Raw genomic sequence first — 23,359 nt, forward strand, 5'->3', positions numbered from 1 at the left:
CGCAGTCACACGCGGCATGAACACACCGCCGATCCACAGGATTTGACAATTACTCAAGGCGTGCAAGGCTCCGCCGTAGACCGTGAGGCGCCAGTCGACGCCCGCGGCCTGCATCTCAGCGGTGAACGCGTTCCGTTGCGCGGGCGGCATGATCGGGTCTTCCGACCCGACCCCGGCCCACACCGGGCAGCGGATGCGCGCCGCCTCGCCCGGTCGGCCCGTGGTCAGTGCGTTGACTGTCCCGATCGCACGCAGGCTGACGCCGCCGCGCCCGAGTTCCAGCCCGACGGCGCCCCCGGTGCCGTAGCCGACGGCGGCGATCCGGTCGGGGTCGGTCCGCGGTTCGGTGCGCAACACGTCGAGCGCCGCATGGCCGATGCCCCGCATCCGGTCGGGATCAGCGAGCAGCGGCAGGCAGCGGGCCAGCATCTCCTCGGGGTCGCCCAAATAGCGCCCGCCGTGAAGGTCGAAGGCCAGCGCTATATATCCCAGTTCGGCGAGAGCATCGGCCCGGCGGCGCTCGACGTCGCTGAGCCCCATGCCCTCTGGTCCGAGCAGCACCGCGGGCCGGCGGTCGACACCGGCCGGGAGCGCGAGGTGCCCGATCATCGTCAAACCGTCGGCCGGATACTCGACTGTACGCGTCGTAATCGTCGTCATGAGACTGGACTGTAGTGATCGTCGAGCCCGGTCCGGCCGGTATTCTGCCGCTGGCAGAACAGCGCGGGTATCCCTCTGAAATACGGCGAGGGCTCACAAGAACCGTCACAAACCCCGTCCCCACGGCAGCGCTATCGGATCACCTGCCCAGGCCACGGTGTTGGAGGCTGACCCTCGCAGCAGGGCCGAATGGGTGACGGCCGACGGGTGCTCAGGGCTTCAAGATCATCCCGTTGCCCCTTTGGCGCGTATCGCGGAACCGCCGCGAATCGCATCTGATGCGAACTGGCCGCATCCTGCACTGCGTTGACCGGGCCGCTGTCAGGAAGCCGCTGATCAGCGGATAGAGGGCTCAACGCGTGCCTGTCGAGACGGTAGCGGACAGGCCCGGCTCGTGTCGTTCCGCTTCACTCGATCGGATGGCTGACCTGCCGTTCCTCTCCGGGCTTCGCATCTGATGCGAGATTCTCGCGCCAGATGCGACCTACGGAGCGTGACGAATTTGGCAGGCAAGGATGGGACGGCACCGGGGGCCGTACGGCTGCACCTGGCCGACGGGGTGCCGCTGCTGAGGCCGGAAGAGCAGGTCTTCGAGGCAATGCTGGATGGCTGGCGCAACCAGCAACTGGCCCGGAACCTCGCGCTGTCGACCATCAACGGCCGCGAGCGGAAGGTGCGGGCATTCGTCACGCATGCGGACGCCTTCCCATGGACCTGGTCCTCGCCACTGGCGGACGAATGGTTCGGCGACCTGCGGGCGGTCCGCGGCTGCGTCCGCTCGACGCTGCGTGGATACCAGGAGGCGGTGCGGCTGTTCTGCGACTACGCCACCGACCCGGCCTACGGCTGGGCCCACGAGTGCGAACGGCGCTTCGGCACTCATCCGATCCAGGTGTGCCACGAGTGGAACACCGCCGTGCACATGCAGGAGTGTGACGCCGAGTCACCGAAACGAGCCTTCACCCGGGACGAGTTGCAGGCGTTCTTCGACCACTCCGATGACGAGGTGAGCCGGGTCCGCGGACGCGGCCGTAAGGGCTGGCTGCCCGCCTTCCGCGACGCGATGCTGTTCAAGACCGCGTACGCCTACGGGCTGCGGCGCAACGAGACGCGGATGCTGGACACGGCCGACTTCGGCCGCAACCCCGAAGGGGCGGAGTTCGGCGAGTACGGCGTCTGCTACGTCCGCCACGGCAAGGCGAAGAAGGGCTCGCCCCCGAAGCGCCGCAGCGTGCTGACCGTCTGGGACTGGTCGGCTGAGATCCTTGACCAGTGGGTCTGCGAGGTCAGGCCCGCCATGCGGCATGCGGACGGGCCCGCCCTGTGGCCGTCCGAACGCGGCCGGCGGGTCGGCCTGCAACGGCTGGACTCCCGCTTCGCCGCCTACCGCGACGACCTCGGCCTGGACTCGGTACTGGACTTCCACTCGCTGCGAAGGTCATACGTCACTCACCTGATCGAGGACGGCTGGGACCCGCTGTTCGTCCAGCAGCAGGCCGGGCACGACCACGCGTCCACCACCTCCATTTACACCTGCGTGTCCTCCGACTTCCGCACCCGCACCCTGCGGCGGGCCCTGGACGCCACCATCGAGGCCGCGCTCAAGCCCGCAAGGAGGGCCTGATGAAACGCCAGGTCAGCTACCAGTGGCGGCTACGCGAGCGGATGGCCGCCGCTGGGATGTTCACGACCAGCGAGCTCGCCCCGCCACTCGCCGAGCGCGGCATCAACCTCTCCCTCTCCCAGGTCCACCGCCTGGTCACCGGCACCCCCGAGCGGCTGTCCCTGCCAGTGCTGGCCGCACTCTGCGACATCTTCGACTGCACCCCAGCCGACCTGATCGCCACCAAGGCCGAGAACGCCGCCATCCGCAAGGTCGCCACCGGCGACGCGGTCGTCGACCTGTCAGCGATCCGGCCCAAGCGCGCCCGTATCCGGCCCGAAGGATGAGCCGCACCCGCGTCCGCACCGAGGACCTCTTCTGCGCGCGATGCCATCGGGCGGTGCGGCTGGGGACCCACCACTGGCCCGAAGGTTATCTCTGCGCGGGCTGCTTCACCCGGGCCCTGGAGACCTACGGAACCTGCACCGGCTGCGGCGTCGAACGGCTCACCCCGGGCCTCGCACCGGACGGCGGCAAGCTCTGCACCGACTGCGCCGGCGGCCTCGGCGACTTCACCTGCGAACAGTGCGGCCAGGAAGCCCGGCGCTACCGCCGCGGAGTCTGCGGCCAATGCGTCCTCACCGAGCGCCTCGACGACCTCCTCGACGACGGCACCGGCAGCATCCGGCCCGAACTCCTCCCACTGTTCGACATGCTCCGGCAGATGAAACGCCCCTGGGGCGGGCTGACCTGGACCAGCCAGCCCCACGTCCAACGGAACCTGCGAGCTCTCGCCTGCGGCCAAGTCCCGCTCACCCATGAGGGGCTGAGCAAGCTCACGCCTTGGCGATCGGTCGCCTACCTGCGCGATCTACTCATGCAAAGCGGCGTCCTGCCACCGGCCGACCGGCAGTTGCTGCTGTTCCAGCGGTGGCTCGCCGAGAAACTGCCGACCGTCAGCGAACCCGAGCACCGCAAGCTCCTGGAGCTCTTCGCCGCCTGGCACATCCAACGCCGTCTCCGCACCCTGGCCGGCCGCGGCCCGCTCTCCGGCAAGCAGATCCAGCAGGCCCGCAACGAGCTCCACCTCGCGATCGCCTTCCTCGGCCACCTCGCCCAGCGCGGGCGGGCCCTCGCCGGCTGCACCCAGGCCGATGTCGACACCTGGTACGCAGGCGGCTACACCGCCCGGCGCCTCACCCACGCCTTCCTCCGCTGGGCAATGAAGTCCAAGCACATGCCCGTCGTCACCGTTCCCCACCGCTCGACGAGCAACCCCGCGCCGATCGCCCAGCACCAACGGCTCGCGCTACTGCGACAGCTCGTGAACCGCGACGACATCCCGCTCCAGGACCGCGTGGCCGCCGCGCTTGTCCTTCTCTACGCGCAGCCGTTGACACGGATCGCCCGGCTCGGCACCGACGACGTCCAGCACAAGGACGGCGAAGTCCTCGTCCGACTCGGCGACCCGCCGTCGCCCGTCCCGGCCCCCTTCGCCGGGATGCTGCTGGACTACCTGAAGCAACGGCCGAACACCATGACTGCGACCAACCCCGACGCCCGATGGCTCTTCCCCGGCCGCCGAGCCGGACAGCCCATGACCCCGGAAACTCTGGAACTCCGGCTCCGCCACCTGGGCTTCCCGACGCAACAAGGACGCACAGCGGCCATCCGCCACCTCGTCCTCCAGGCCCCCGCCCCGGTGCTTGCCCGGATGCTCGGCTACAACGACGACACCACAGCCCGCCTCGCCGAAGAGGCCGGCGGGACCTGGCGCCACTATGCCCCCGGCGACCACTCACGGTGACCACGAGCCCCACAGCAGTTGAGGAATACGCGACTTCCGATTACGCGAGGTCGCCAGTTTCACGCCCCAAGACGGCCGCCTCGTGATCGATTCCTTGGTCCGGAAAAGGACGACCAGGATGATCACGTGGCTGAACGCGTCAGGTCCGGGAGATTGGTGACGACAAGGGCAGGCGGTCGCTGCGGATCATCCGCCGCGGCACCGGTTCGGTGTGACCTGGCGGCGGGCCCAGATGGTGCTGATATCCGCGCAGGGCATGCCCTTGGTGAAGATCACCAAGTCCAAGCCGGCCGAACACGGACTGCCGTTCTCAACCTGGAGCCTGACCAAACTGGCCGACTTCCTGGTTGCCGAGGGGGTGGTCGACGACATCAGCCACGAGGGTCTGCACATCCTGCTCCACGAGGAGGGCGTCTCGTTTCAACGCACAAAGATCTGATGGGCGGTGTAGCCCTCGAGCTCAGGGGCTGTCTGGTGGGTCACTTCTCGCAGGGCTCCGGGTCGGCTCTTGTTCGGCGCCGAACCGTCCTGTGCTGCTACCGCTGCCTGCATGGGGGGTGCTGAATCGCTTCTCGCTTGCGCTGGCCACGGTGGCGGTCAATGCTGCGACGCACGCACCGGTCAGGAAGATCACCGGGTAGTCGCCGCGCTCAGCCAGGCCGGCGGCAAGGATGGGTGTCACGCCCCCGCCGACGAACATGCCGGTGGCGAACAACGACACTGTCGTTCCCCGGGCGTGCGGCACGACCGCCGTCGCCCAGGAGGCGAGGGAGACGTTGTTGAAGATCCAGCCGCCGCCGAGCAGGATGGCGGCGATCATGACGGTGGACAGATGAGGCCCGGCCGCGGCGACCAGCATGGATCCGGTGACGAAGAGGCCGCCGAGAGCGATCAGGGCCCAGCGGGGCACTTGGCGGCGGGCGAGCCTGTTGTACACGGGCGCCCCGGCCAGGCCCGCGAGACCAAAGACGGCGGTCAGCAGGCCGGCCACAGACGCTGAACTGCCGTGGTGCTGGAGCATGGAGGGCAGGAAGGTCACACAGCCGACCACCACGCACCCCATGAGGAAGCCTGCGGCGATCACCAACAGGGCCCAGCGGGAGCGCAGTACGGTCATGACCTGGCGCATGGGGTTCGCGGACGGGGCGTGGTCGGGTTCGGGCAGCCGGAGCAGCACGAGGAACAGCAGGACTGCGGCGGCCATGGGCAGGGCGAAGGCGATCCGCCAGTCGGCCAGGGCCGCGAGCACGCCGCCCAGTGCGATACCGGCGGCGGTGCCGGCTCCGCCCGCTGCGTAGAAGGGTGACAGCACCTGCTTGACGGTGTCGGGGGCCACGGTGTCGCCGGCGTAGGTGATCGCGGTGGGGTTCACGCCCCCGTAGCAGGCCCCGGTGATGCAGCGCGCCACCAGCAGGATGGTCAGCGAAGGGGCTGTGATGGATACGGCTCCACCGATGGCCGCGCCTGCCAGCGCGGCCTGCAGGACGCATACCCGGCCGAACCGGTCCGACAGCATTCCCCAGACGGGTTGCAGACAGCCGTAGGCCAGGAAGTAGCCGCTCGCCACAACGACGGCTGCGGACAGCCGCGCATGGAAGCTCGCGGCGATGGCGAAGAGCATGGGGGTGATGACGAACCTGTCGAAGGCGGACCAGAAGCCGGCCACCACGAGAGGGAACGGCATTCGTTCACGCTGCTCATGAGACGTAACCCGGTTTCGGCCAGTTTGCGTCATCTATTCACCGTAACCCCGCTCGCTGGGGAAAGGTCCAACCCCCGGCGGAGTAGCCGGGCGAGCACCCGGCCCCTTTCGGACGTAGAAAAGGAGCAGAGGCCGGTGGCAAAGGGAGTGGGTTGGGATGCGGATCGTCGTGGACCTCACCCGCTGCCAGGGGTATGCGCAGTGCGTGTTCCTGGCGCCGAAGGTGTTCCAGTTGTACGGCGAGGAGGCGCTGCGCTACAACCCCGAGGTCCCCGATGACCAGGCCGCACACGTGCGCCAGGCCGCTACTGCGTGCCCGGTCCAGGCCATCCTCGTGGGTGAAGAGGCGGGCGTCGATGCCCGCTGACCTCACGGAGGGCCGCATCGTCATCGTCGGCGCCCCGCTGGCCGGGCTGCGGGCCGCCGAGACATTGCGGGAGGAGGGATTCACCGGCTCGCTGACCGTGGTCGGGGACGAGCCCTGTCCGCGGTACGACAGAGTGCCGCTGTCCAAGCAGGTGCTGCTCGGCCGGGTGGCGGCGAACGGCACCGGCCTGCCGATGCGCCGGGATCCGGGCGCCCGGTGGCGGCTCGGGGTACGCGCCACCGGTCTGGACGGGAGCAGGAAGCGGGTGCTGCTGGCCGATGGCGAATCGCTGCCCTACGACCAGCTGCTGATCACCACCGGGGCCCGGGCGCGGCCGTGGCCCAACCCGCAAGAGGCGGCTCTGGACGGGGTGTTCACCCTGCGCACCCGTGACGACGCGGCGGGCCTGGCCGAGCGGCTGGCCGCGGGACCGCGCCGGGTGCTGGTGATCGGTGCGGGGTTCATGGGTTCGGAGATCGCATCGGTCTGCCGAGAGCTCGGCATCGAGGTCACGGTCGCGGAACAGGGCCCCGCGCCGCTGGTGGGCGCGCTCGGCGAGACGCTGTCGCAGTTCGCGGCCGGCGTGCAGCGGGCCCACGGGGTGGACCTGCGGTGCGGGGTGACGGTCACCGCGCTGCGCGGGAACGGCCGGTTCACCGGTGCGGAACTCTCCGACGGCAGCCGCGTCGACGCGGATGCGTGCGTCGTCGCCATGGGAGCGATCCGCAACACCGACTGGCTGGCCGGCAGCGGGCTGGCCGCAGGACCGCGTGGCATCGCCTGCGACGCGGGATGCCGCGCCTTCACCATGTACGGGATCGTCACCGACAGCGTCCTCGTGGTCGGCGATGTCGCACGCTTCCCGCATCCTCTCTACGAGTACCAGATGCTCTCCCTGGAACACTGGGGCAACGCGGTCGTGCAGGCCGAGGTGGCCGCCTACAACATGGTCAATCCGGGACCGCGGCGGCGCCCGCACCTGGCGGTTCCGGTCTTCTGGTCGAGCCAGTTCGGGCTTAACATCAAGTCCGTCGGCGTGCCCACCTTTTCCGATCAGGTGGTCATCGCCCAGGGATCGGCCGCCGAGGGCCGTCTGGTCGCGGTCTACGGCTACCAGGGCCGCGTCACCGCCGCGGTCACCGTCAACATGGGCAAGTGGCTGGATTACTACCGCCACTTGATCGAGAGCGCAGCGCCGTTCCCGCCCCGGCCCGGCGGGGCCGACAGCCGCCCCTTGGTGGCCGGGTTCCCGTTCCCCTCCAACGTGCCGGATCCCATGCGGCTTTCTCACAGCCCCACCGTCGCGCTCACCGGACACCAGCCGGACTACAGGCTCACTGTGGTACGGCCCGCCGGCTGACCCTTGCCTCCCCCCTGTCTCCCCCCGCCCACGAGGAGCCTCCCGCATGGCCGTCGACACACTGCCGGAACGGATCACCGACTACCCCAGCCGCCCCGACCCCTACCCGCTGTACGCGGAACTCCGCGAGACGGGGGTGGCGCGCCAGTCCGACGGCAGCTTTCTGATCGGCACCTACGACGAGATCGCCGCCCTGCTCCATGACCGCGCCTGAGCGTGGACCCGCGCAATCTGACCGTTCCCGTCAGCGCCCTGGCCGAGGAGGCAGAGCAGATCCCCTTCCTCCGGCTCGACGACCCCGCGCACCACAGGCTGCGCAGCCTGGCCATGCGGCCATTCGGCCCCCCGCACAGTCCGGGCCGGATCGATGCGATGCGCGGTGAGATCTCCCGGGTCGCCGGAGAGCTGATCCAGGGCCTCCAGGACCGTACGCAGTTCGACGTGGTCGACGACTTCGCCTACCCGCTGCCCGTCACCGTCATCTGCCGCCTGCTCGGCGTCCCCCGCGAGGACGAGCCGGTGTTCCACAAGTGGTCGGCGGCAGCGGTCGAATCCGTCGACTTCAGGCCCGGTGACGACCTCGCCGAGCGCGACCGGGCCGGCGTCCAGGCCCGCACGGAGATGGGCCGCTACCTGGTGGACCTTGCCGAGCAGCGGCGCGGCCACCCGAGCGACGACATGCTCTCCGCCTTCGTCAACGACACCTCCGCCGACCGACCCTTCACCCGCGAAGAACTGGCCGCCACTGGCGTGCTGTTGCTCACCGCCGGACACGAGACCACGGTCAACCTGCTCGCCAACGCAGTCCTCACCCTGCTGCGCAACCCCGGCGAACTGGACCGGCTGCGCCGCGAACCCGAGCTGCTGCCCAACGCGGTGGAGGAGGTACTGCGGTTCGAACCCCCTGTCCAGATGCGGCAGCGCACCCCTCTCACCGACATCGACGTCAACGGCACCACCATCCCCAAGGGCACGTCACTGCTGCTCGTGCTGGCCTCGGGCAATCGCGACCCCAAGCGGTTCCACGACCCCGACCGGTTCGACCCCGCCCGCCCGGACAACCAGCACCTCGGCTTCGGCAGCGGCGTCCATCTCTGCTTCGGCGCACCGCTTGCCCGCATCGAAGCGCAGATCGCACTCGACGCGCTGATCCCTCACCTCGGCACCGCACGCCTCGTCCAGGACCCTCCCCCCTACCGGCACAACGCCATGCTCCGCGGACCGCGGCACCTTCCCGTCGAACTCTGAACGAGGTGTCAGCCCGGCTGCCGGATGCCGGCCCAGGAGGGGCGGCTCACCCCCGAACGTCCGTAGGAACGGCCGACGACCCCCAGGCCAGAGCGCCATACCGACGGCCGGATGACCTCAGCTGTGGAGCACACTCGTTCTGCTGCACCCCCCGGCAGTAGGGTCGAAACCCGCGAACATGCCGTGTCCAGCCAACGGTGCAACTCAGCTTGACCTATACCACCGACGGCCGACGCAGAGTCGGCCGCCGAAGGCGATATCGTCCGGTTGCCGTTCGGATCTCCGTCGTTTGGACGGTGATCCGAACGGCTGGGACAAACACTTTCCTGATCTTCCCTGTGCCGTCAGGACGTTTGACTTGTCCCAGGGCGCGGGAGGTCGCCCCGTCGATGTGGCCCCAAGCTCCTGCTCTCCCAAATCGGCCGACGGCAGGCTGGCATCGGCCGAGGTGCGCAAGGAGGGGCTGGGCGCCTGGCAACCACCGTTACCACGCTTTCGCCACGTCGGCACCGGGACCGTTCCGCTAGACGGGTGCCCGCAGTGCAGCGATCAACCACTCGAACGCCGGGACCTGCGAGGGGACCGACGGCCACTCGTTGAGCACGCCCAGCAGCTGCCAGTACCGCTCCACCCTGCGGTCGGTGAAGGTGGCCAACCGATCGGCCAGCTGGTTGCGTTCGGCTGCGGGCAGGTGGGGATCGACAATCCGGTGAAGGATCTCCGTGCCCGCGGCCGATTCGGGGGCGATGTGCTCGCGCACCGCCTGGCCGGCGTGGTCTGCGACCTTCGCCGGGTCGAGGCTTTCCGGCTGCTGCTCCCCCTGCGCTCCGGCCACGGCCATCTCGCGTGCCCGTTGCCGGAATTGCTCGTCGCTGACCAGCTCGGCCAGCTCCACCCAGGCGTCCACCTGCTCGGGAGTCGGGTCGGCGGGCAGGCCTGCCGGCATGCTGCGCATGGCCTGTGCGATATGGGCACCGGGCGCATGGGGGTCGACACCGTCGAACGTCTCGCGGACGAAGTCGTCGATAATCCGCTGCCGCTCGTCGGCGGACATCCGGGCCAGTTCGTGCATCACTCTCATCTCCTCGGTCGTACTGCCCTTTCGAGCGACCCGATCCAGCACCGCGCGCCGCACCTGCAGCATGCGGATCTCCGCATCCAGGGCCCGCACGTGTGCCCTGGCCACGTCGCGCACTGTCACCTGCCTGTCCAACACCCGCCGTACCGTGTCCAGGTCCAGTCCCAGCTCACGCAGGGTGTGTACGAGGTCGATGCGGGCGGCGGCACCGGCGTCGTAGAGCCGGAAGCCGCCTGTTGTGCGGCCGGTCGGCGCAACGAGGCCGCTGTCGGACCAAAAGCGGATCGTGCGCACCGAAACGCGGGTGCGCCGGGCGAGTTCGCCGATGGTCAGCATCTCGGTGGGGTCGCTCACGAGGACAACTCTCATCCCTCCAGCTGCTGGAGAATCAAGCTTCTTTTTACGGCCCCCGGCCGTGCTGCCCGCTTCAGCCGACGGCCGAAGAGCCCGTGCGGGTTCGACGGGCCTTGATCTTTACGGCGTCGGGCCCTTGCGTAACTTCGTCATGGGCGGCTCCGACCATCCCAACTACACCGTGCTCTCACGGAAGCTCCAGGAGTACCTACGGTGGCGCAACGCCAACACCCGCCACCCCGATGTCCTGGCCGTCCGGCGCCGCGAACGCGCCGAGTCGAGGACGTGACCCGGGCGGCCATGTTCTACCGCTGATCTTGCGCAGTGTTCCCCCGCTTACGGACTCGATGTACTGACATACGACGGTGAGCGGTGCCCCTTCGCATGATCCGGCGTCAAGCCACTCAAGTCGCCGGCGAACGCGGACGCCGCGATACGCCAGGCCCGCAAGGACCTCGACTTCCTCGCAGTCCTTCCCGCGCAGGCCGCGCAGGCGGTTCTCAAGACGTACTTCCAGGCGTGGAGGAACTGCTGGGAGGGCCGGGCAGGCTCCCCGGACTTCAAGGGCCGGTTCCGGTCCGTGATGCCGGTGGGCATCCCGCAGGGCCGGGACCTGAACATCAAGCGCGTGCACCGCCGCTGGGCATGGTCAACATCCCCAAGATCGGCCGCATCCGGTTCCGCTGGGCCAAAGACCTCCCCGCAGGCAAGCACGCCGGCACCGAGAACCGGATCACCGGCGCCAGACTCGTCAAGGACGCACTCGGCTGGCACATCGCCTCCGCATCATGACCCATGAACCCAGGCCCCAGACCCACCCCGGTCCCGAGGTCGGCATCGACATGGGCGTGACCGTCCCCCTGGCCCTGTCCGACGGGAAGACCTACTGCCACGGCCAGTGGCCGACCGAGAAGGAGAAAGCCAGGCTCCTGCGCCTGGAACAGCGCGCCGCCCGGCGCAGGGCACACCGCAGGCCCGGCGAGCGCACCAGCCGCCGCCTGCACCACATCCATGACCAGATCGCCCGGCTCCGACGGCCTTGCGTGCACTTGCCAAGAGGCTCGGCTTCGTCCTTGAGGGAACCCTCCGCAACCGCAGCATCGCCAACGACGGCCAACCGAACGACTGGTGGGTGGGCTCTTGAAACCCTGACGTTGCTTCGGGCTCGGTTCGGGACTCGGCCATTCCTATCGTTCCTCGGCCGCCCCTTCGGCGGACACAAAACGCGAAACCCGCATATCGAAATAAGCACATATACTTCGCGAATCCCTGATTTTCACAGGCCAGGCGAGCCTGAGCAGGAGAGCTGGTCTCCACCACGCCCATCGGTGTACCGTTCCTACGGACTGAGCAGGAGTGAGCCCGGTCAGCCGCACGCCCCGAACGGTCTTGGGCGCACTGGTTCCCCGGCGTACTCGACCCCGAGGCGGCGACACGCATCCTGTGCGTGGTCCGGTCCCGGGAGGCCGGTTCCCTACGCGACCTGGCCATATGGATACGGCCAGAGGCGACGGGGAGGCCCTGAACCATCGCTCCGGTGGAGCAGGGGCCCCGCACGCCGACACCGCACCCGGCGTCCCAGATCGCGCCGCCACGCTAACCCGGATGACCCAGGGCACCGCAAGCCCGGAAGCCGGCCATCACACCATCGAGCTAAGACGACCTCATATGCGCTCCTCGACGAGCAGTTGCCAACCCCTGGCGGTCAGGAGCGACGTGCTCCGTTGATGTCGGCGGAGCGACCGACGAGTTGCTGAAATCCCGGGTGGGTGCGGAGGAGTTCGGCATACGTTCCGGTGGCTTGTGCCGTGCCGTTCGAGAGCATGACGACGGTGTCCGCCGCTTCGATGGTGGACATCCGGTGGGCGATGACGAGGAGGGCGCACTCCTGCCGCAGGTCGTGCAAGTTGACCGTCAAAGCGGCCTCGTTGGCGGGATCGAGGTGGGCGGTGGGTTCGTCCATCAGCAGCAGCCGGGGACGGGCCAGGACCGCTCGGGCGATGGCAATTCTTTGGCGTTCGCCACTGGACAGGCGCACTCCGCGCTCACCGACCTCGGTGTCGAGCCCGGCCGGCAGGCGGTGGATCTTGTGGGTGAGGTTGACGAGGCCGAGGGCCTCCCACAGCCTGTCGTCGGTGGCGTCCGGGGCTGCGTAGCAGAGGTTGTCCCGCAGGGTGCCGTACAGGATCGGGCAGTCCTGTTCGACCCAGCCGATGTGCGCGCGCCACTCTTTGAGGCTGAGGTCCGTGGCCGGTTGCCCGTCGATGCGGATGCCGCCGCTCCATGGTTCGTAGAACCGGTTGATCAGTGCGAAGGTGGTCGACTTACCGGCCCCGGACGGGCCGACCAGGGCGACCAGCGCGTGGGGAGGAACGGTCAGCGACAGTCCCCGGAGCACCGGAGTATCGCGGCTGTACCCGAACCGCAGATCGCGAACCTCCAGCGACGCGGTCGAGGGTGAGTGCGGGGACGGTTGCCGCCACAGTGTGCCGCGGCTGATCGTGGGGGTGGTGCTGTCCTCGGTGGGGAGCGCGTAGACCTCTTGGATGCGCTCGGTGGCGCCCTTGGCCCTGTTCACGGAGGCGATGCCCTCCATCAGTTCGGTGATGGGCCCCGTGAGCTGGGTGGCGTACAGCAGCATCGCCACGAGAGCGCCGAGGGAGAGAGCCCCTTGGTCGACACGGGCCGCACCGACCAGCAGGATCAGAACGAAGGCGGTGTTGATGGCCATCTGGGCAGTGGGGGCGATCGTTGCCGTGAGCCGGGCGCTGTGTACCGCGGCATCGTAGGCGCGGTGGGCCAGTGTGGTGAGGTGGTCGATCTCCCGTTGTTCGGCGCGGTTGGCCCGGACGGTGCGCAGGGCCGACAGGGCTCGTTCCAGTCCGGCCGAGATCGCTCCGACGGCGGTCTGCAGGGTCACCGACGCGCGGCCGATCCTCGCCGACAGCCCGTTGATCACGATGCTGCCGACGAGCAGCACGCCCAGGATGAGCAGCATCAGGACCGGATCCATCACCAGCATGGCGACGACGCTGCCCAGGGCGACACACAGGTTGGTGGCGATCTGGACGGAGATGTGCGTCAGCGCCTCGCGCAGTACGGCCACGTCCGTCGAGGCGCGCGCCATGAGGTCTCCCACACGCAGGCGGTCGAACGACTGCATCTGGACCCGCAGCAGGTGCGAGACCAATCTGGTGCGCATGCCCAGCACGAACCGCTCGCCGGTGCGCTCCAGCAGGAAGGCGGCCAAGGCCCCGATCAGTGCCTGGGCCAGCAGCAGCAGGACGAGGACGGCGACGGGGAGGAGGAGCGGTCGGTGTGCGGTGAGTGCGTCGACCACCCCCTTGGCCGCCAAGGGCTGTGCGACGCCCACGGCGGCCGCGATCAAGGTGAGGAGCAGGGCGGCCCCCAGGGGGCGCCGCTGCCCCCGGGTCAGGGTCCACAGCTGTCGAAGCATCGCGTGCGCGGCTCCCTTTCCAGCCCGTCGCCCGGGCCGTCACGACGAGCAAGCTTGGGGCAGGATGGCCGGCACGGCGCGGGGCGCCGTGGGCCGGTCCTGGTGTCAGCCGACCTCCATCAGTCCGGACGCCTGGAGCTGTTCGGTCATCGCCGTGAGGTCCTCGTGCGCCTGGGCCGGTGCGATGTCGAACCGGGCCGCGAACTCCTCGGCAAGTCGATCCATGGCACATCCGGCCAGCAGGCGCTGCAGCGCGTAGGCGCCGGTCTCGTTGAGCTGCCAGTAGTGCCCGGTGCGCTGGCACAACAGCACCGCGCCGTCGTCGGTGTCGGTGGCGACCGTGTGGGCGGTCAGGCGTAGCGTCATGTGCTCCTCCGGGCGTGGTCTCGGCGTGGGAGCGGCTATCGGGCCGCTCGCTTGGGCGGGTTGGGGGCGACGGTGAGCAACGGCCGGTAGTAGCCGTCGGGGTACGGTTCGCCGATCACCTGGCCGTCGGCTTCGATCCAGGCGTGGGCGGCGAACGGCGTCGTGCGCACGCCGGTCTGCCAGGTGGGCCACACTCCCTTGAAGCGGCACAGCACGGCTGCTGCGATCGACCGCTGCAGGCAGTTGTGGACGGCGCAGTGCAGGCTGACCGCGACGACTGCGGTGCGGGCCGCGGACGCCTGCGCGGCGGTGCTCGGACGGGCGCCGGTGCGCAGCGCCTCGAGTGTTGCGCGCACATATCTGGGCGGCAGTTTGGCCAGCGGCCAGGCGATGGCCACGGCGGCCAGCGGCAGCATGCGCCGGTGCAGGGGCAACCGGATGCGAGGCGGCAGCGCGCAGGGCGGACTGGTCACGGAGACTCCTCGGGGTTGGGCACGCGGTGCAGGTGGCGGGCGCCGTCACGGGCAGGGTTGGTGGGTGCTGGGGTGCCGGTGGGGCGGGCCGCGATCTCCCGCAGCCACAGCTCGGCGCCGAGCGTCGCTTCCAGTTGGGCGGACCAGACGTCTCCGGTTTGCGGCGGCGTGAGCAAGGTGGTCCGCAGACGGGCCACGTCGATCAGGCCGCGGCGGGCCAGCAGCGAGTCCGCGAACAGCTCCAGCAGGTCGGGAACGTGCTCCTGCAAGGCGCGGTCGACGGACTCCTCGCAGTCGCCCTTGGTGGACCGGTCCAGGATCACATCGGGCACGAGACCGCGCATTGCCGCGGCCAGCACCGGCTTGTACCGCCAGGGGGTGTAGCGCTCGTGGGGAAGGATCGACAGCACCGCCTCGACCACCCGGTCGTCCAGGTAGGGCAGCTCCAGGCGCAGCCCCTCGGCGGTGTATTCGCGACAGAGCAGCCGGAGTACGGGCCCTGCGCTGCGCAGCATGGTGAGGGCTTCGTGCTGCCCCCGGTCCGGTGCCAGGGGGGCGGCCTGATCCGCCACGCCGTAGAAGATCGTCTGCGTGGTCCGCACCGCGTCCCGGGTGGCCCACGGCGTCGCCGGGACCTGCGCCCCCCAGCCCAGGGCGGGTGCCGGGCCCGACGGCGCGGGACGGCCGAGGTCATCGGCGCACCGGCGCCACCACGCACCGAGGTCTTCCCCGCGCAGCAGCCCGGACAGGCTGGACGCCAACGGCCAGCGGTACAGCGCCCGGTGGGCGCGCAATTGCCGCAGGGCGGTCACCGGGCGGCGGCGCAAGAGCGTGTGCAGGTAGGCGGCACTGCCGGTGAACAGCTCATCGGCCCCGTGCCCGGCCAGGTGCCGGGTGGCGCCGTGTTCGACGAGCAGTCGGATCCCGCTGCGGATGGCGTTCATCCCCCGGGTGGCGGCCCGCGGGGCTTCCGTGTCCGGCAGCGAGTACGGCGGGGCGAACACGGGTGGAGCGTCGGATTCCGGCACGGTCAGATGCTGGGCGTGCTCCAGTGAGCGCTCGGCCTGGGCGGCGTACAGCGGGTCGTCGTTGATCGCGCTGCCGCCGGTCCAACGAAAGGTCAGCAGGTCGGGGTGGTGCTCGGCGGCGAGAAAGCACAGCGAGGTGGAATCCATGCCTCCCGACAGGTCAGCCGACAGCCTGCCCCGGTGGGGTTGCCGTTGGGCCACGGCATCCCGCAGCCTCTCGCGCACCTGGGCCGCTCCCCGGGCCAGCGGGCGGTTCGGCTCCGGCGGATTCCACCAGCGCACGGTGCGGGCCGCGCCGTCGCCGGGGATCACCAGGTAGGAGTCCGCGGCCACTTGGTGCACGCCGCGCCACCAGCTGCGCTCGCTCAGCGGCGCGAGGAGCATCCCGTAGGTCACGCCCGCCGCGAGCAGGTTCTCGTCCGGCTCCGCACCGATCATCCGGGCCAGCACGTCGGCCCGGTCGCCGGCGACCGGCACATCGTCCAGACGGGCGGTGAACACGCAGCGGGTCCCGATGACGGTGCCTTGGAACCGCACCCGGCCGTGGACCGAGGCCACCAGGTGAGCGCTGCCGGGAAGCCGGCGGGCCAGCCGGTCCAGGTCCGGCAGGTCGCGCACCGAGGAGATCAGCGCGGTCAGGCGATCCGGTGTGATCGAGTCCGAACCGAACACCGCCACCCGCACCGGGCCCGCGTCGGCCACCACCAGGTCTTCCGGTGCCCATGAGCCGGCCAGCCACGGCCGCCCGGAGGCATGGGGCACCAGCTGCAGCGCTTCGGCGCCGAGCCGGCGGTGAGCCCAGGCGCCGCCTGGGGAGTCCGGAAAGACCACAAGGTTGTCGTTCAGCGCTTGCACATGCCTCACCACCAGGTATCAAGGCGGCATCCATGCCGCTGGCATCGCGTCCACCTCGTCCATGCACCGGTCCCGGCCGGCCACACGGTTGCCCCGTCAGCGCCTCCCCCGTAGCGGCAAGACCACGCTGTGCGCGGGCGAGGGCCGTGCCCCGCACTGTCCTGCGCCGCACCACAAACCGCCACAACTGCGCTGACTACGCACAGAACTTGCCCCCCTGCGACAGTCCGGCCGCCGAGACAACCGATCGGCGCGGCGACCTCGGTCGATCGCCGTTTCGGCCAGAACACCACGGCCGCCGCAGAACCGTGCACCACCGGAGGAAGATCGCGCAACTGGGCACGGCCAACATCGCGCCATTACTGTGGCGGAAAAAATGAGAGCCCAGCGGCTTCCCTCTTGTCGACCGAGCAGATCAAGTTCGTGGCGGCGGCACGCGTACATACCAGTCAAGTTCCACACGGTGCATCATCCAGACGTCGCCGAACCTTCCCCGCCCTGTCCCTGCTGGACGAAGCAGCAGGTCAAAGGGGGACGTGACACACGAGCCCCATGGTCATTACGCCGACGTCTCGCTACATGCCACGCTTCACCCTGAGGAGCCCGGCCCGGTGCCGTGCTCTGCCGTGTTCGATGGCCGCACCAACTGGTAGAACCTGCTTCCTTGGTGATCCACACACTGGGGCGTGAAGTCGGGTTGAGGATGGCGCAAGTTGGAATGGCCACATGGACACCCCGGAGGGAAGCCGGTTACATGTTTTGATGTCATTTCAGCTTCAACCGATGCATGGGAGAAGTCCATGACCAGGAACAAGCAGCTGCCCGAGCGCTACACGCCGCCCACCGTCGCCAAGGTCGGCCACTTCACCAAGGACACGGACGGGACCGTCTACACGAAGAAGGACGCCACGACCTTCGGATTCAAGAAGCCCCGCTAGCACGGACGGGGTACTGACCGACAGTCTGTTGGAAAGGCCTACCCTGTGATGTGGGCCCCGCTCCTCCGCGGGGCCCGCATTGGCTTCACCGTCGGCAGGCCGCCTTCGGCGGAGTCCAGCAGACTGGCCGACTTGGTCAAGCACGACATCGGCAATCTCGCCGGCACCGTCCTCATCATGACAGCTGACCGGCATCACTTTTCACACTTCAGTAGCCTGGCAATATGACAATGCGCAATACCGTCCAGGTGAGTGTGGACGCGATGATTGAGGACCTCAGGACACTCGTCGAAATCGAGTCTCCATCGCGTGATCTCGACGCCTTGATGGCATCGGCCAAAGCCGTCGCCGCTATCATCGAGAGCCGCCTTGGCGGGCAGGCCATCCTCGTTGACAGCGAAGCCGGACCGCATGTCCACTGGTCAGCTGGTGGCGATCCCCGAGTACTGATCCTCGGTCACCATGACACGGTGTTTCCGCTCGGCACCCTTGAACGCCGCCCGTTCATGGTCGAAAACGGGCGGGCAACCGGTCCCGGTGTCTTTGACATGCTTGGCGGTCTGGTACAGGCCGTTCATGGCCTGGCGACGCTCGATGACCGGTCAGGCGTCGAGATCCTGGTGACCGCCGACGAAGAGGTCGGCTCCCGCTCCTCTCGAGCTCTCATCGAAGAACGAGCCCTCGCTTGCGGCGCTGTGCTTGTGCTCGAGGGCGCCGCTGACGGCGGAGCCCTCAAGACCGGCCGCAAAGGCTGCGGTACGTTCCAAGTCTCCATCGCGGGCCGGGCTTCGCACGCAGGCCTCGAGCCCGGAGCCGGGGTCAACGCCCTGGTCGAAGCAGCACACCAGGTACTGGATATCGCAGCGCTTGGCCGATCCGATATCGGCACGACCGTTACCCCGACCGTCGCGTCCGCAGGAACCCTGGACAACGTCGTTCCCGCAGCGGCGACCGTCATCGTCGACGTCCGGGTCGAGTCGGCCGACGAGAAAGAACGAATCGAATCCGCGTTCGCAGCGCTGGCGCCGTATCTCGATGAGGCGGAGATCGCGGTTCAGGGTGCCATCGACCGACCCCCGATGCCCGAGTCAGCGTCGGCCGAGCTCTTTGCGGTGGCAAAGCAACTGCTTCCTGATCTCGAAGGCAAAGCAGTCGGCGGCGGAAGCGACGGCAACTTCACGGCCGCGCTGGGGGTGCCGACACTTGACGGCCTTGGAGCAGTCGGGGGCGGTGCCCACGCCGACCACGAGTACCTGGTGATCGCATTCATGGCCGAGCGGGCGAACCTTGTTGCCGGACTGGTGAACGCGATCCACCACACATAGGAGCACGAGGATGCGCAGAGCATGCGCAACCTGCGAGCGATCATGCGGATGACGATCCGCGAGAAGCGGGGGCGCTCAAACGGTCCTCTGTGTCGCGGCATCGGCTATGTGGAGCAGGGCATGCGTCGCGGCGGGCGGAAACGGACTCGTATCGAGGGCATGCCGGGCGCGGTGGAAGCCGGTGCGGATGAGCTGTTCCACGGCGGCCTTCGCGCGCGTGACGGTGAGGATCCGGCGAATGCGCTCGGCATCGTCCTCGTCGAGTGCCGGGTTGCCCAGGAGGCTGCGCAGCGTGTACTGCTGGGCGGGGCCGGCGCGTTGGAGGGCGAGGGCGATGAGGGCGGTGTGCTTGCCCTCGCGCAGGTCGTCGAGGTTGGGCTTGCCGGTGGTGCAGGGGTCGCCGAAGACGCCGAGAAGGTCGTCGCGAAGCTGGAATGCCTCACCGAGAGGCAGAGCGTAGGCGCTGAGCGCGCCGAGCAACTCGGTGTCGGCTCCGGCGAGAGCGGCGCCGATGTGGAGGGGGCGCTCGACGGTGTACTTGGCGGTCTTGTAGCAGGCGAATGACAGGGAGCGGTCCAGGTCGGCCGTGGGGCGACCGGCCGCGATGACGTCGAGGTACTGCCCGTACATCACCTCGGTGCGCATGGCGTCGAGCACCGGCAGCACGGCGGTGAGCTGGCCGGTGGCCAGGCCGGCGGTGTGCAGGAGCTCATCGGACCAGGCCAGGGCCAGGTCGCCGACGAGGATGGCGACCGAGGTGCCCAGGCGGCCGGCAGCGCCGGCGCCGCGCTCGGCGGTGTAGCAGGCGGCAAACCGGCAGTGGAGGGTGGGTGCCCCGCGCCGGGTGGTGCTGTTGTCCATGATGTCGTCGTGGATGAGGGCAAAGGCATGGAACATCTCCAGCGAAGCCGCCACACGTATGACCGGGGTCCTGTCGCCGTGGCCTCCGGCGGCATGCCAGCCGACCACGCAGAGCAGCGGACGCAGGCGTTTGCCTCCGGCGGCCAGGAAGTCGTGCAGGAGTTGCGGGACCTCGGTGGGCAGGTGGCTGGCGGCGGCGGCGCGGGATTTGCCCTCGAGGAAGTCGAACAGCACGGTATCGACCGCGTGGCGGATGCCGGGCAGATCCAACAGGTCGGCGACTGGCACCGGGGGACGAACCGTCATGGCCGGAGGGGCCTTCCGTGCGCGCGGACAAGCCCGTTCATGACCGTTGCTCCCCCCGGCTGGCGGACACCGAGCCCTGCGTCCGGCATATCCAACGGCGATCACCGGCCTTCCGCTGCGGGCCGGCCGGGAACCAGCATTGGCTGCAACAGCGCACGGCCTCCTGCCTGATGCCTACCCGGCACGAATACCCAAACACGGAGGCCAACCAACCGGAATACGCCGGAACCGTGCCGTAGCCCGGTCTGCGTGTGCGACACCCATGTCAGATCGTGTGCCAAGACTGCTCCGCAGGTGCCAGGAGCCAGAACGTCGCAGGCCGTTCCGGTGAAACGAGCACGCTCACGACGAGCATATACGCCGGACCGCGGCCCGCACGCTGCAGAAAGGCGTGCACGGGACGGCACGAAGCCCGGAAGGCGCGCTTCCGAAGAGAACCTGCCAGTGGCATGTGCACTGCGCCCGACTGCCTCACTGCACTCCGCGCGCCGCCGGGCCCGGACCTGTCCCTCCCGGAGCGGGGTGAGTTGGATGGCCTGCGAGGACTCCCCCGGTCGCTCGGATTCACCGGGGCGGTCTGCAGGAGTGGACCAGGACGGGAAACCCTCAGGGTTCGGCGCTCAAAGAAGGTGATCGCCCATGGATCTGCGTATGCCGAAATTGGCCACGCCGTTTCCTGTCACCGCCAACCAGCACATCGACACCATCAGTGACCATACGCGGGAATGGGTCCAAAAATGGGACCTGCTCACCAAACCCGGACAGACCGTCCGTTACTTCGACCACCTGATGTGCCACGTTGCCACAGCAGTCACCAACCCCACCCTGGGCCGTGCCGAACTGTGTCTTATGAACGACTGGATCATGTGGCTGTTCCTCCAGGACGACTTCTGGGGCTGCTATCCCGACAGCGAGGAAGGAGCCGCATCAGCACTGGACCTGCTCCCCGAACTCGTCACCACCATGGCGGGGACGGACCCTCGCCCGTCGGCACATGAACACGGCTTGGCCGCGTCCTTCGCAGACCTGTGGAACCGCACCACCGCCCTGGCCTCACCCGACCAAGCGGGACGGCTGCGCGAAAGCTTCTATCAAACGCACCTGAGCATCTTCTGGGAGGGGCAGGTTGCCAGGGACCGCCACCCGATCAACCTGGTGCAGTACCGCTCCATGCGAGTCGCCGGCGCGGCAGCAATTTCCACCCTGCAGGTGGAGGAAATTCTCGGTGATTACGCCATCCCCCTCCCCCAGATCCACGATCCCCGGGTGAAACGGCTTGTCTGGTTGTCCGCAGCAATCACCTGCTGGCTCAACGATGTTGTGTCATACCCCAAGGAGACATGCACCGAGCAGTCGAATGCGTTCAGTATCCCCGAGATTCTTCGCGGGCAACATGGCTATACGCCCCAACAGGCCCTGGATGCTGCCGCGGAGGTCTTCTATCAGAGCATCAGGGACTACCAGTGCCAGGAAGCCGAAGTGCTCACCTTCGCCGACCCGGAACTGCGCCGGTACATTGAAGAGGCATTGCGCCCCTTCATCAGCGGCTGGACCAACTGGTGCTACCGCACTGGCAGGTATGGACTGGGCATGTCCATGGACGCCGCTCCGCTGCCGCTGACAGCCGAAAATCAACCGCCGCGGGACGATGCCGAGGCCGGTGATCCCGGCGCCCCTCCGCTTCCCGCCCGGTAGGGTTCACCGCCTTTGGGCGACCCGGGCATTGAGCGGGTCCCCGTTCTTGGTGGAGCCCGGATGCCGGGGCACGGGATTTTGAGTTTGCCGCGATGGGGATCGCCCCCCGCCTTCATCCCGAGCCCTGAAACACATCGGGCCCCCTGCCCCAGCCGCGCCATCCATGCCGTCACCGGCTACGGGGCAGCCCCCTCCTCGTGCCCGTTCGCAACGCCACCGGGGGCTGAGGAACGGGCCACGACGCACATCCGCAGCCCGCGGGGACTCAAAGTGGTCTTTACGTACGGGCGAATGGGTCGGTCCGTCAGCGGTACCAGGCGCCAGCGACGGGCAATGGCGGTCAAGGCCAGGGTGGCTTCGGTCACCGCAAAGCGGTCTCCGATGCACTGGCGGGCTCCGGCGCTGAAGGGAAGGTAGGCAGTACGGTCGGGCTGCGCCGCCAGCCATCGGCCGGGGTCGAAGTGGTCAGGGTTCTCGTACAGGTCGGGGCGGCGGTGGATGAGGTAGGGGCTGTAGGCAATCGTGGACCCGGCAGGAAGCGTGACTCCGCCGAGTTCGGTGTCCTTCATCGCCGTCCGCGTCATCAGCCATGCAGGCGGGTACAACCGCAGCGTCTCGGTGACCACGCAACCGGCCACCTTGAGGGCGGGCAGATGCGTGAACGCCGGGGGCGCCCCGGCCAGCACGCTCTCGGCCTCGGAGTGAAGGCACTCCTCGACCTCCGGATGCCCGGCAAGCAGATGGAGTGCCCACGCCAGCGTGCTGGCGGTCGTCTCCGTCCCGGCGAAGAGAAAGGTGATGGCCTGATCGGTCAGTTCCTCGTCGGTCAGGGCCTGGTGCCCGTTCCGGCTCTCGGGATCGCTGGCGCTCAGCAGGGACGACAACAGGTCGCCGTGGTCACCGCCGTCAGTCCGGCGAACGGCGATGATGGCGCCGATCATGCGCCGGAGGCGGGCGAGCGCTTGGTGGTACCGCCTATTGCCCCTGGTCGGTACCCGATCGAGGAGGGGCGGAGTGATCATCCGCCGGAAAATGCCCTCGACCAGGGTGGAGGTGTCGTCGACCACCAACTGGACGGCTTCCGGTGGCAGTGCCGCGGTGAACATCGTCTCCGCCGTCGTCCGTGCCGTCAGCGTCGTCATCTCGCGGATCACATCAATGACCTGGCCGTCGTGCCAGGAGCAGGCAGCGGCCTCGGCCAAGGCCCCGATCACCGCCGCGTAGCCGGGAAACCGTTCAAGACGGAAGGCGGGCTGGACCAGACGCCGCTGACGCCGGTGCCGGCCGTGGGGGCAGGTGCCCACACCGTCACCGAGCACCTCACGGAGCCGGACGAACAGGGGCCCGCCCTTGTCGAAGGTGCAGTCCTCCAGCAGGACCTGGCGAGTGAGCACCGGATCGCACACCATGACCGCTGACTGCGGCCCCAGACGTATCCGCACCAGATCCCCGTGGGCCGGCAGGGACGACACGAACCCCAAGGGGTCACGGACCATGAGCAGCGCATGCCCCATGAACGGCACGGCTCCGGGCGCAGACGGAATCGCCCCAGCGGTCTTCATGCCACCTCCCTGTGGGCGCCGCCCGGTTCCGTCCCAGGGGCGGGCCACCGACACCACTCCGATTTCCCTCCCGCCCGGCGCCCATGTCTGCGGCCCGCCGCGCATTGAAGCGCACCCAAGCGTGCGGAGAGGCACGCGTGTGCGGCGAACGCGCTGGTCTTCACCGGGCGAGGCGTACAACAGCCGGTGCGAACGGCTGGGTGTGGTGCGGTCGACAGGGCGTGTGGGTTCGCCCCTCGTCAACACCGCGGCGGAGAGCTTCGACTCACTGGTCAGGGTCGAGTACGTCCACCTGCACTGCATCACCACCCGCT

At 68.8% G+C, this 23,359-nt stretch carries 19 protein-coding genes and 2 pseudogenes; 12 read left to right on the plus strand and 9 right to left on the minus strand.

The annotated features are described in order from the left end of the window. Nucleotides 1-660: dienelactone hydrolase family protein (locus ABCR83_RS02190; protein ID WP_462692723.1), on the minus strand; the 660-nt coding region annotated here is incomplete at its 3' end. A gap of 502 nt (nt 661-1,162) precedes the next feature. On the opposite strand from ABCR83_RS02190, the gene ABCR83_RS02195 reads away from it, so the two are divergent. The 4 genes from ABCR83_RS02195 (at nt 1,163) to ABCR83_RS02210 (ending at nt 4,509) form a co-directional block, all read left to right on the plus strand. After that, nucleotides 1,163-2,284 carry a tyrosine-type recombinase/integrase gene (locus ABCR83_RS02195; protein ID WP_462692725.1) on the plus strand — a complete coding sequence of 374 codons (1,122 nt, stop codon included), beginning with the start codon at nt 1,163-1,165 and terminating at the stop codon, nt 2,282-2,284. Beyond that, the gene (locus ABCR83_RS02200) at nt 2,284-2,610 is read left to right on the plus strand and encodes a helix-turn-helix domain-containing protein (protein WP_462692727.1); all 327 of its coding nucleotides are present in this window, start codon (nt 2,284-2,286) and stop codon (nt 2,608-2,610) included. The genes ABCR83_RS02195 and ABCR83_RS02200 overlap by 1 nt, the downstream gene beginning before the upstream one ends. Beyond that, on the plus strand, nt 2,607-4,070 hold the full coding sequence (locus ABCR83_RS02205; protein ID WP_462692729.1) for a hypothetical protein: 1,464 nt from the start codon (nt 2,607-2,609) through the stop codon (nt 4,068-4,070). Before ABCR83_RS02200 ends, ABCR83_RS02205 begins: the two co-directional genes overlap by 4 nt. Nucleotides 4,071-4,281: 211 nt before the next feature. After that, nucleotides 4,282-4,509, plus strand: coding sequence for a hypothetical protein (locus tag ABCR83_RS02210; RefSeq protein WP_462692731.1), 228 nt, complete (start codon nt 4,282-4,284; stop codon nt 4,507-4,509). Between the two features lie 21 nt (nt 4,510-4,530). On the opposite strand, the gene ABCR83_RS02215 is transcribed toward ABCR83_RS02210, so the two are convergent. Next, complete coding sequence (locus ABCR83_RS02215) at nt 4,531-5,754, minus strand: MFS transporter (protein WP_462692733.1); 1,224 nt, start codon at nt 5,752-5,754, stop codon at nt 4,531-4,533. A gap of 175 nt (nt 5,755-5,929) precedes the next feature. Here ABCR83_RS02215 and ABCR83_RS02220 point away from each other — a divergent pair, with 175 nt between their 5' ends. The 3 genes and pseudogenes from ABCR83_RS02220 to ABCR83_RS02230 all read left to right on the plus strand — a co-directional run bounded on the left by ABCR83_RS02220 (nt 5,930) and on the right by ABCR83_RS02230 (nt 8,747). After that, entirely contained in the window at nt 5,930-6,139 is a 210-nt protein-coding gene (locus tag ABCR83_RS02220; RefSeq protein WP_462692735.1) for a ferredoxin, read from the plus strand. Beyond that, nucleotides 6,129-7,499, plus strand: a complete 1,371-nt coding sequence (locus ABCR83_RS02225; protein WP_462692737.1) for an NAD(P)/FAD-dependent oxidoreductase — start codon at nt 6,129-6,131, stop codon at nt 7,497-7,499. Before ABCR83_RS02220 ends, ABCR83_RS02225 begins: the two co-directional genes overlap by 11 nt. A 46-nt stretch (nt 7,500-7,545) precedes the next feature. Beyond that, nucleotides 7,546-8,747, plus strand: a pseudogene (locus tag ABCR83_RS02230) (cytochrome P450). Between the two features lie 523 nt (nt 8,748-9,270). On the opposite strand, the gene ABCR83_RS02235 reads toward ABCR83_RS02230, so the two are convergent. Continuing rightward, the gene (locus ABCR83_RS02235; RefSeq protein ID WP_462692739.1) at nt 9,271-10,179 is read right to left on the minus strand and encodes a helix-turn-helix domain-containing protein; all 909 of its coding nucleotides are present in this window, start codon (nt 10,177-10,179) and stop codon (nt 9,271-9,273) included. Between the two features lie 136 nt (nt 10,180-10,315). On the opposite strand from ABCR83_RS02235, the gene ABCR83_RS02240 reads away from it, so the two are divergent. Together ABCR83_RS02240 and ABCR83_RS02245 are read left to right on the plus strand one after the other, a co-directional pair. Beyond that, nucleotides 10,316-10,468 (plus strand): integrase, encoded by a 153-nt coding sequence (locus ABCR83_RS02240; protein ID WP_462692741.1) that lies wholly within the window; start codon nt 10,316-10,318, stop codon nt 10,466-10,468. A 123-nt stretch (nt 10,469-10,591) separates the two neighbouring features. Next, a pseudogene (locus ABCR83_RS02245) lies at nt 10,592-11,213 on the plus strand (nuclease/transposase family protein); the annotation flags it as partial. Between the two features lie 671 nt (nt 11,214-11,884). Here ABCR83_RS02245 and ABCR83_RS02250 read toward each other — a convergent pair. From ABCR83_RS02250 to ABCR83_RS02265, 4 genes are all read right to left on the minus strand, one after another. Beyond that, on the minus strand, nt 11,885-13,636 hold the full coding sequence (locus ABCR83_RS02250; RefSeq protein ID WP_462692743.1) for an ABC transporter ATP-binding protein: 1,752 nt from the start codon (nt 13,634-13,636) through the stop codon (nt 11,885-11,887). A gap of 105 nt (nt 13,637-13,741) precedes the next feature. Further along, nucleotides 13,742-14,002, minus strand: coding sequence for a lasso peptide biosynthesis PqqD family chaperone (locus ABCR83_RS02255; protein ID WP_462692745.1), 261 nt, complete (start codon nt 14,000-14,002; stop codon nt 13,742-13,744). 35 nt (nt 14,003-14,037) lie between these two features. Beyond that, a complete protein-coding gene (locus tag ABCR83_RS02260) occupies nt 14,038-14,475 on the minus strand; it encodes a lasso peptide biosynthesis B2 protein (RefSeq protein ID WP_462692747.1) in 438 nt (145 codons plus the stop codon). Continuing rightward, the gene (locus tag ABCR83_RS02265; RefSeq protein WP_462692749.1) at nt 14,472-16,358 is read right to left on the minus strand and encodes an asparagine synthase-related protein; all 1,887 of its coding nucleotides are present in this window, start codon (nt 16,356-16,358) and stop codon (nt 14,472-14,474) included. Before ABCR83_RS02265 ends, ABCR83_RS02260 begins: the two co-directional genes overlap by 4 nt. Nucleotides 16,359-17,158: 800 nt before the next feature. Between ABCR83_RS02265 and ABCR83_RS02270 the strand changes: the two genes are divergently transcribed. Together ABCR83_RS02270 and ABCR83_RS02275 are read left to right on the plus strand one after the other, a co-directional pair. Beyond that, nucleotides 17,159-17,296, plus strand: coding sequence for a lasso RiPP family leader peptide-containing protein (locus tag ABCR83_RS02270; RefSeq protein ID WP_462692751.1), 138 nt, complete (start codon nt 17,159-17,161; stop codon nt 17,294-17,296). Between the two features lie 224 nt (nt 17,297-17,520). Next, the gene (locus ABCR83_RS02275) at nt 17,521-18,621 is read left to right on the plus strand and encodes a M20 family metallopeptidase (RefSeq protein ID WP_462692753.1); all 1,101 of its coding nucleotides are present in this window, start codon (nt 17,521-17,523) and stop codon (nt 18,619-18,621) included. A 75-nt stretch (nt 18,622-18,696) separates the two neighbouring features. On the opposite strand, the gene ABCR83_RS02280 is transcribed toward ABCR83_RS02275, so the two are convergent. Continuing rightward, nucleotides 18,697-19,788, minus strand: coding sequence for a polyprenyl synthetase family protein (locus ABCR83_RS02280; RefSeq protein ID WP_462692755.1), 1,092 nt, complete (start codon nt 19,786-19,788; stop codon nt 18,697-18,699). 639 nt (nt 19,789-20,427) lie between these two features. On the opposite strand from ABCR83_RS02280, the gene ABCR83_RS02285 reads away from it, so the two are divergent. Beyond that, on the plus strand, nt 20,428-21,483 hold the full coding sequence (locus tag ABCR83_RS02285; protein ID WP_462692757.1) for a terpene synthase family protein: 1,056 nt from the start codon (nt 20,428-20,430) through the stop codon (nt 21,481-21,483). A 176-nt stretch (nt 21,484-21,659) separates the two neighbouring features. Here ABCR83_RS02285 and ABCR83_RS02290 read toward each other — a convergent pair whose 3' ends face one another. Beyond that, nucleotides 21,660-23,045 (minus strand): cytochrome P450, encoded by a 1,386-nt coding sequence (locus ABCR83_RS02290; RefSeq protein WP_462692759.1) that lies wholly within the window; start codon nt 23,043-23,045, stop codon nt 21,660-21,662. Nucleotides 23,046-23,359 lie beyond the last annotated feature (314 nt).

This window comes from Streptomyces xingningensis (assembly GCF_054957865.1).

Excerpts from the sequence above, each read along its gene's own strand:
- ABCR83_RS02200 (WP_462692727.1), top strand. The coding sequence starts at position 2,284 with ATGAAACGCCAGGTCAGCTACCAGTGGCGGCTACGCGAGCGGATGGCC.
- ABCR83_RS02205 (WP_462692729.1), top strand. The coding sequence starts at position 2,607 with ATGAGCCGCACCCGCGTCCGCACCGAGGACCTCTTCTGCGCGCGATGC.
- ABCR83_RS02215 (WP_462692733.1), bottom strand. The coding sequence starts at position 5,754 with ATGCCGTTCCCTCTCGTGGTGGCCGGCTTCTGGTCCGCCTTCGACAGG.
- ABCR83_RS02220 (WP_462692735.1), top strand. The coding sequence starts at position 5,930 with ATGCGGATCGTCGTGGACCTCACCCGCTGCCAGGGGTATGCGCAGTGC.
- ABCR83_RS02225 (WP_462692737.1), top strand. The coding sequence starts at position 6,129 with ATGCCCGCTGACCTCACGGAGGGCCGCATCGTCATCGTCGGCGCCCCG.
- ABCR83_RS02250 (WP_462692743.1), bottom strand. The coding sequence starts at position 13,636 with ATGCTTCGACAGCTGTGGACCCTGACCCGGGGGCAGCGGCGCCCCCTG.
- ABCR83_RS02255 (WP_462692745.1), bottom strand. The coding sequence starts at position 14,002 with ATGACGCTACGCCTGACCGCCCACACGGTCGCCACCGACACCGACGAC.
- ABCR83_RS02270 (WP_462692751.1), top strand. The coding sequence starts at position 17,159 with ATGACCAGGAACAAGCAGCTGCCCGAGCGCTACACGCCGCCCACCGTC.
- ABCR83_RS02275 (WP_462692753.1), top strand. The coding sequence starts at position 17,521 with ATGACAATGCGCAATACCGTCCAGGTGAGTGTGGACGCGATGATTGAG.
- ABCR83_RS02280 (WP_462692755.1), bottom strand. The coding sequence starts at position 19,788 with ATGACGGTTCGTCCCCCGGTGCCAGTCGCCGACCTGTTGGATCTGCCC.
- ABCR83_RS02285 (WP_462692757.1), top strand. The coding sequence starts at position 20,428 with ATGGATCTGCGTATGCCGAAATTGGCCACGCCGTTTCCTGTCACCGCC.
- ABCR83_RS02290 (WP_462692759.1), bottom strand. The coding sequence starts at position 23,045 with ATGAAGACCGCTGGGGCGATTCCGTCTGCGCCCGGAGCCGTGCCGTTC.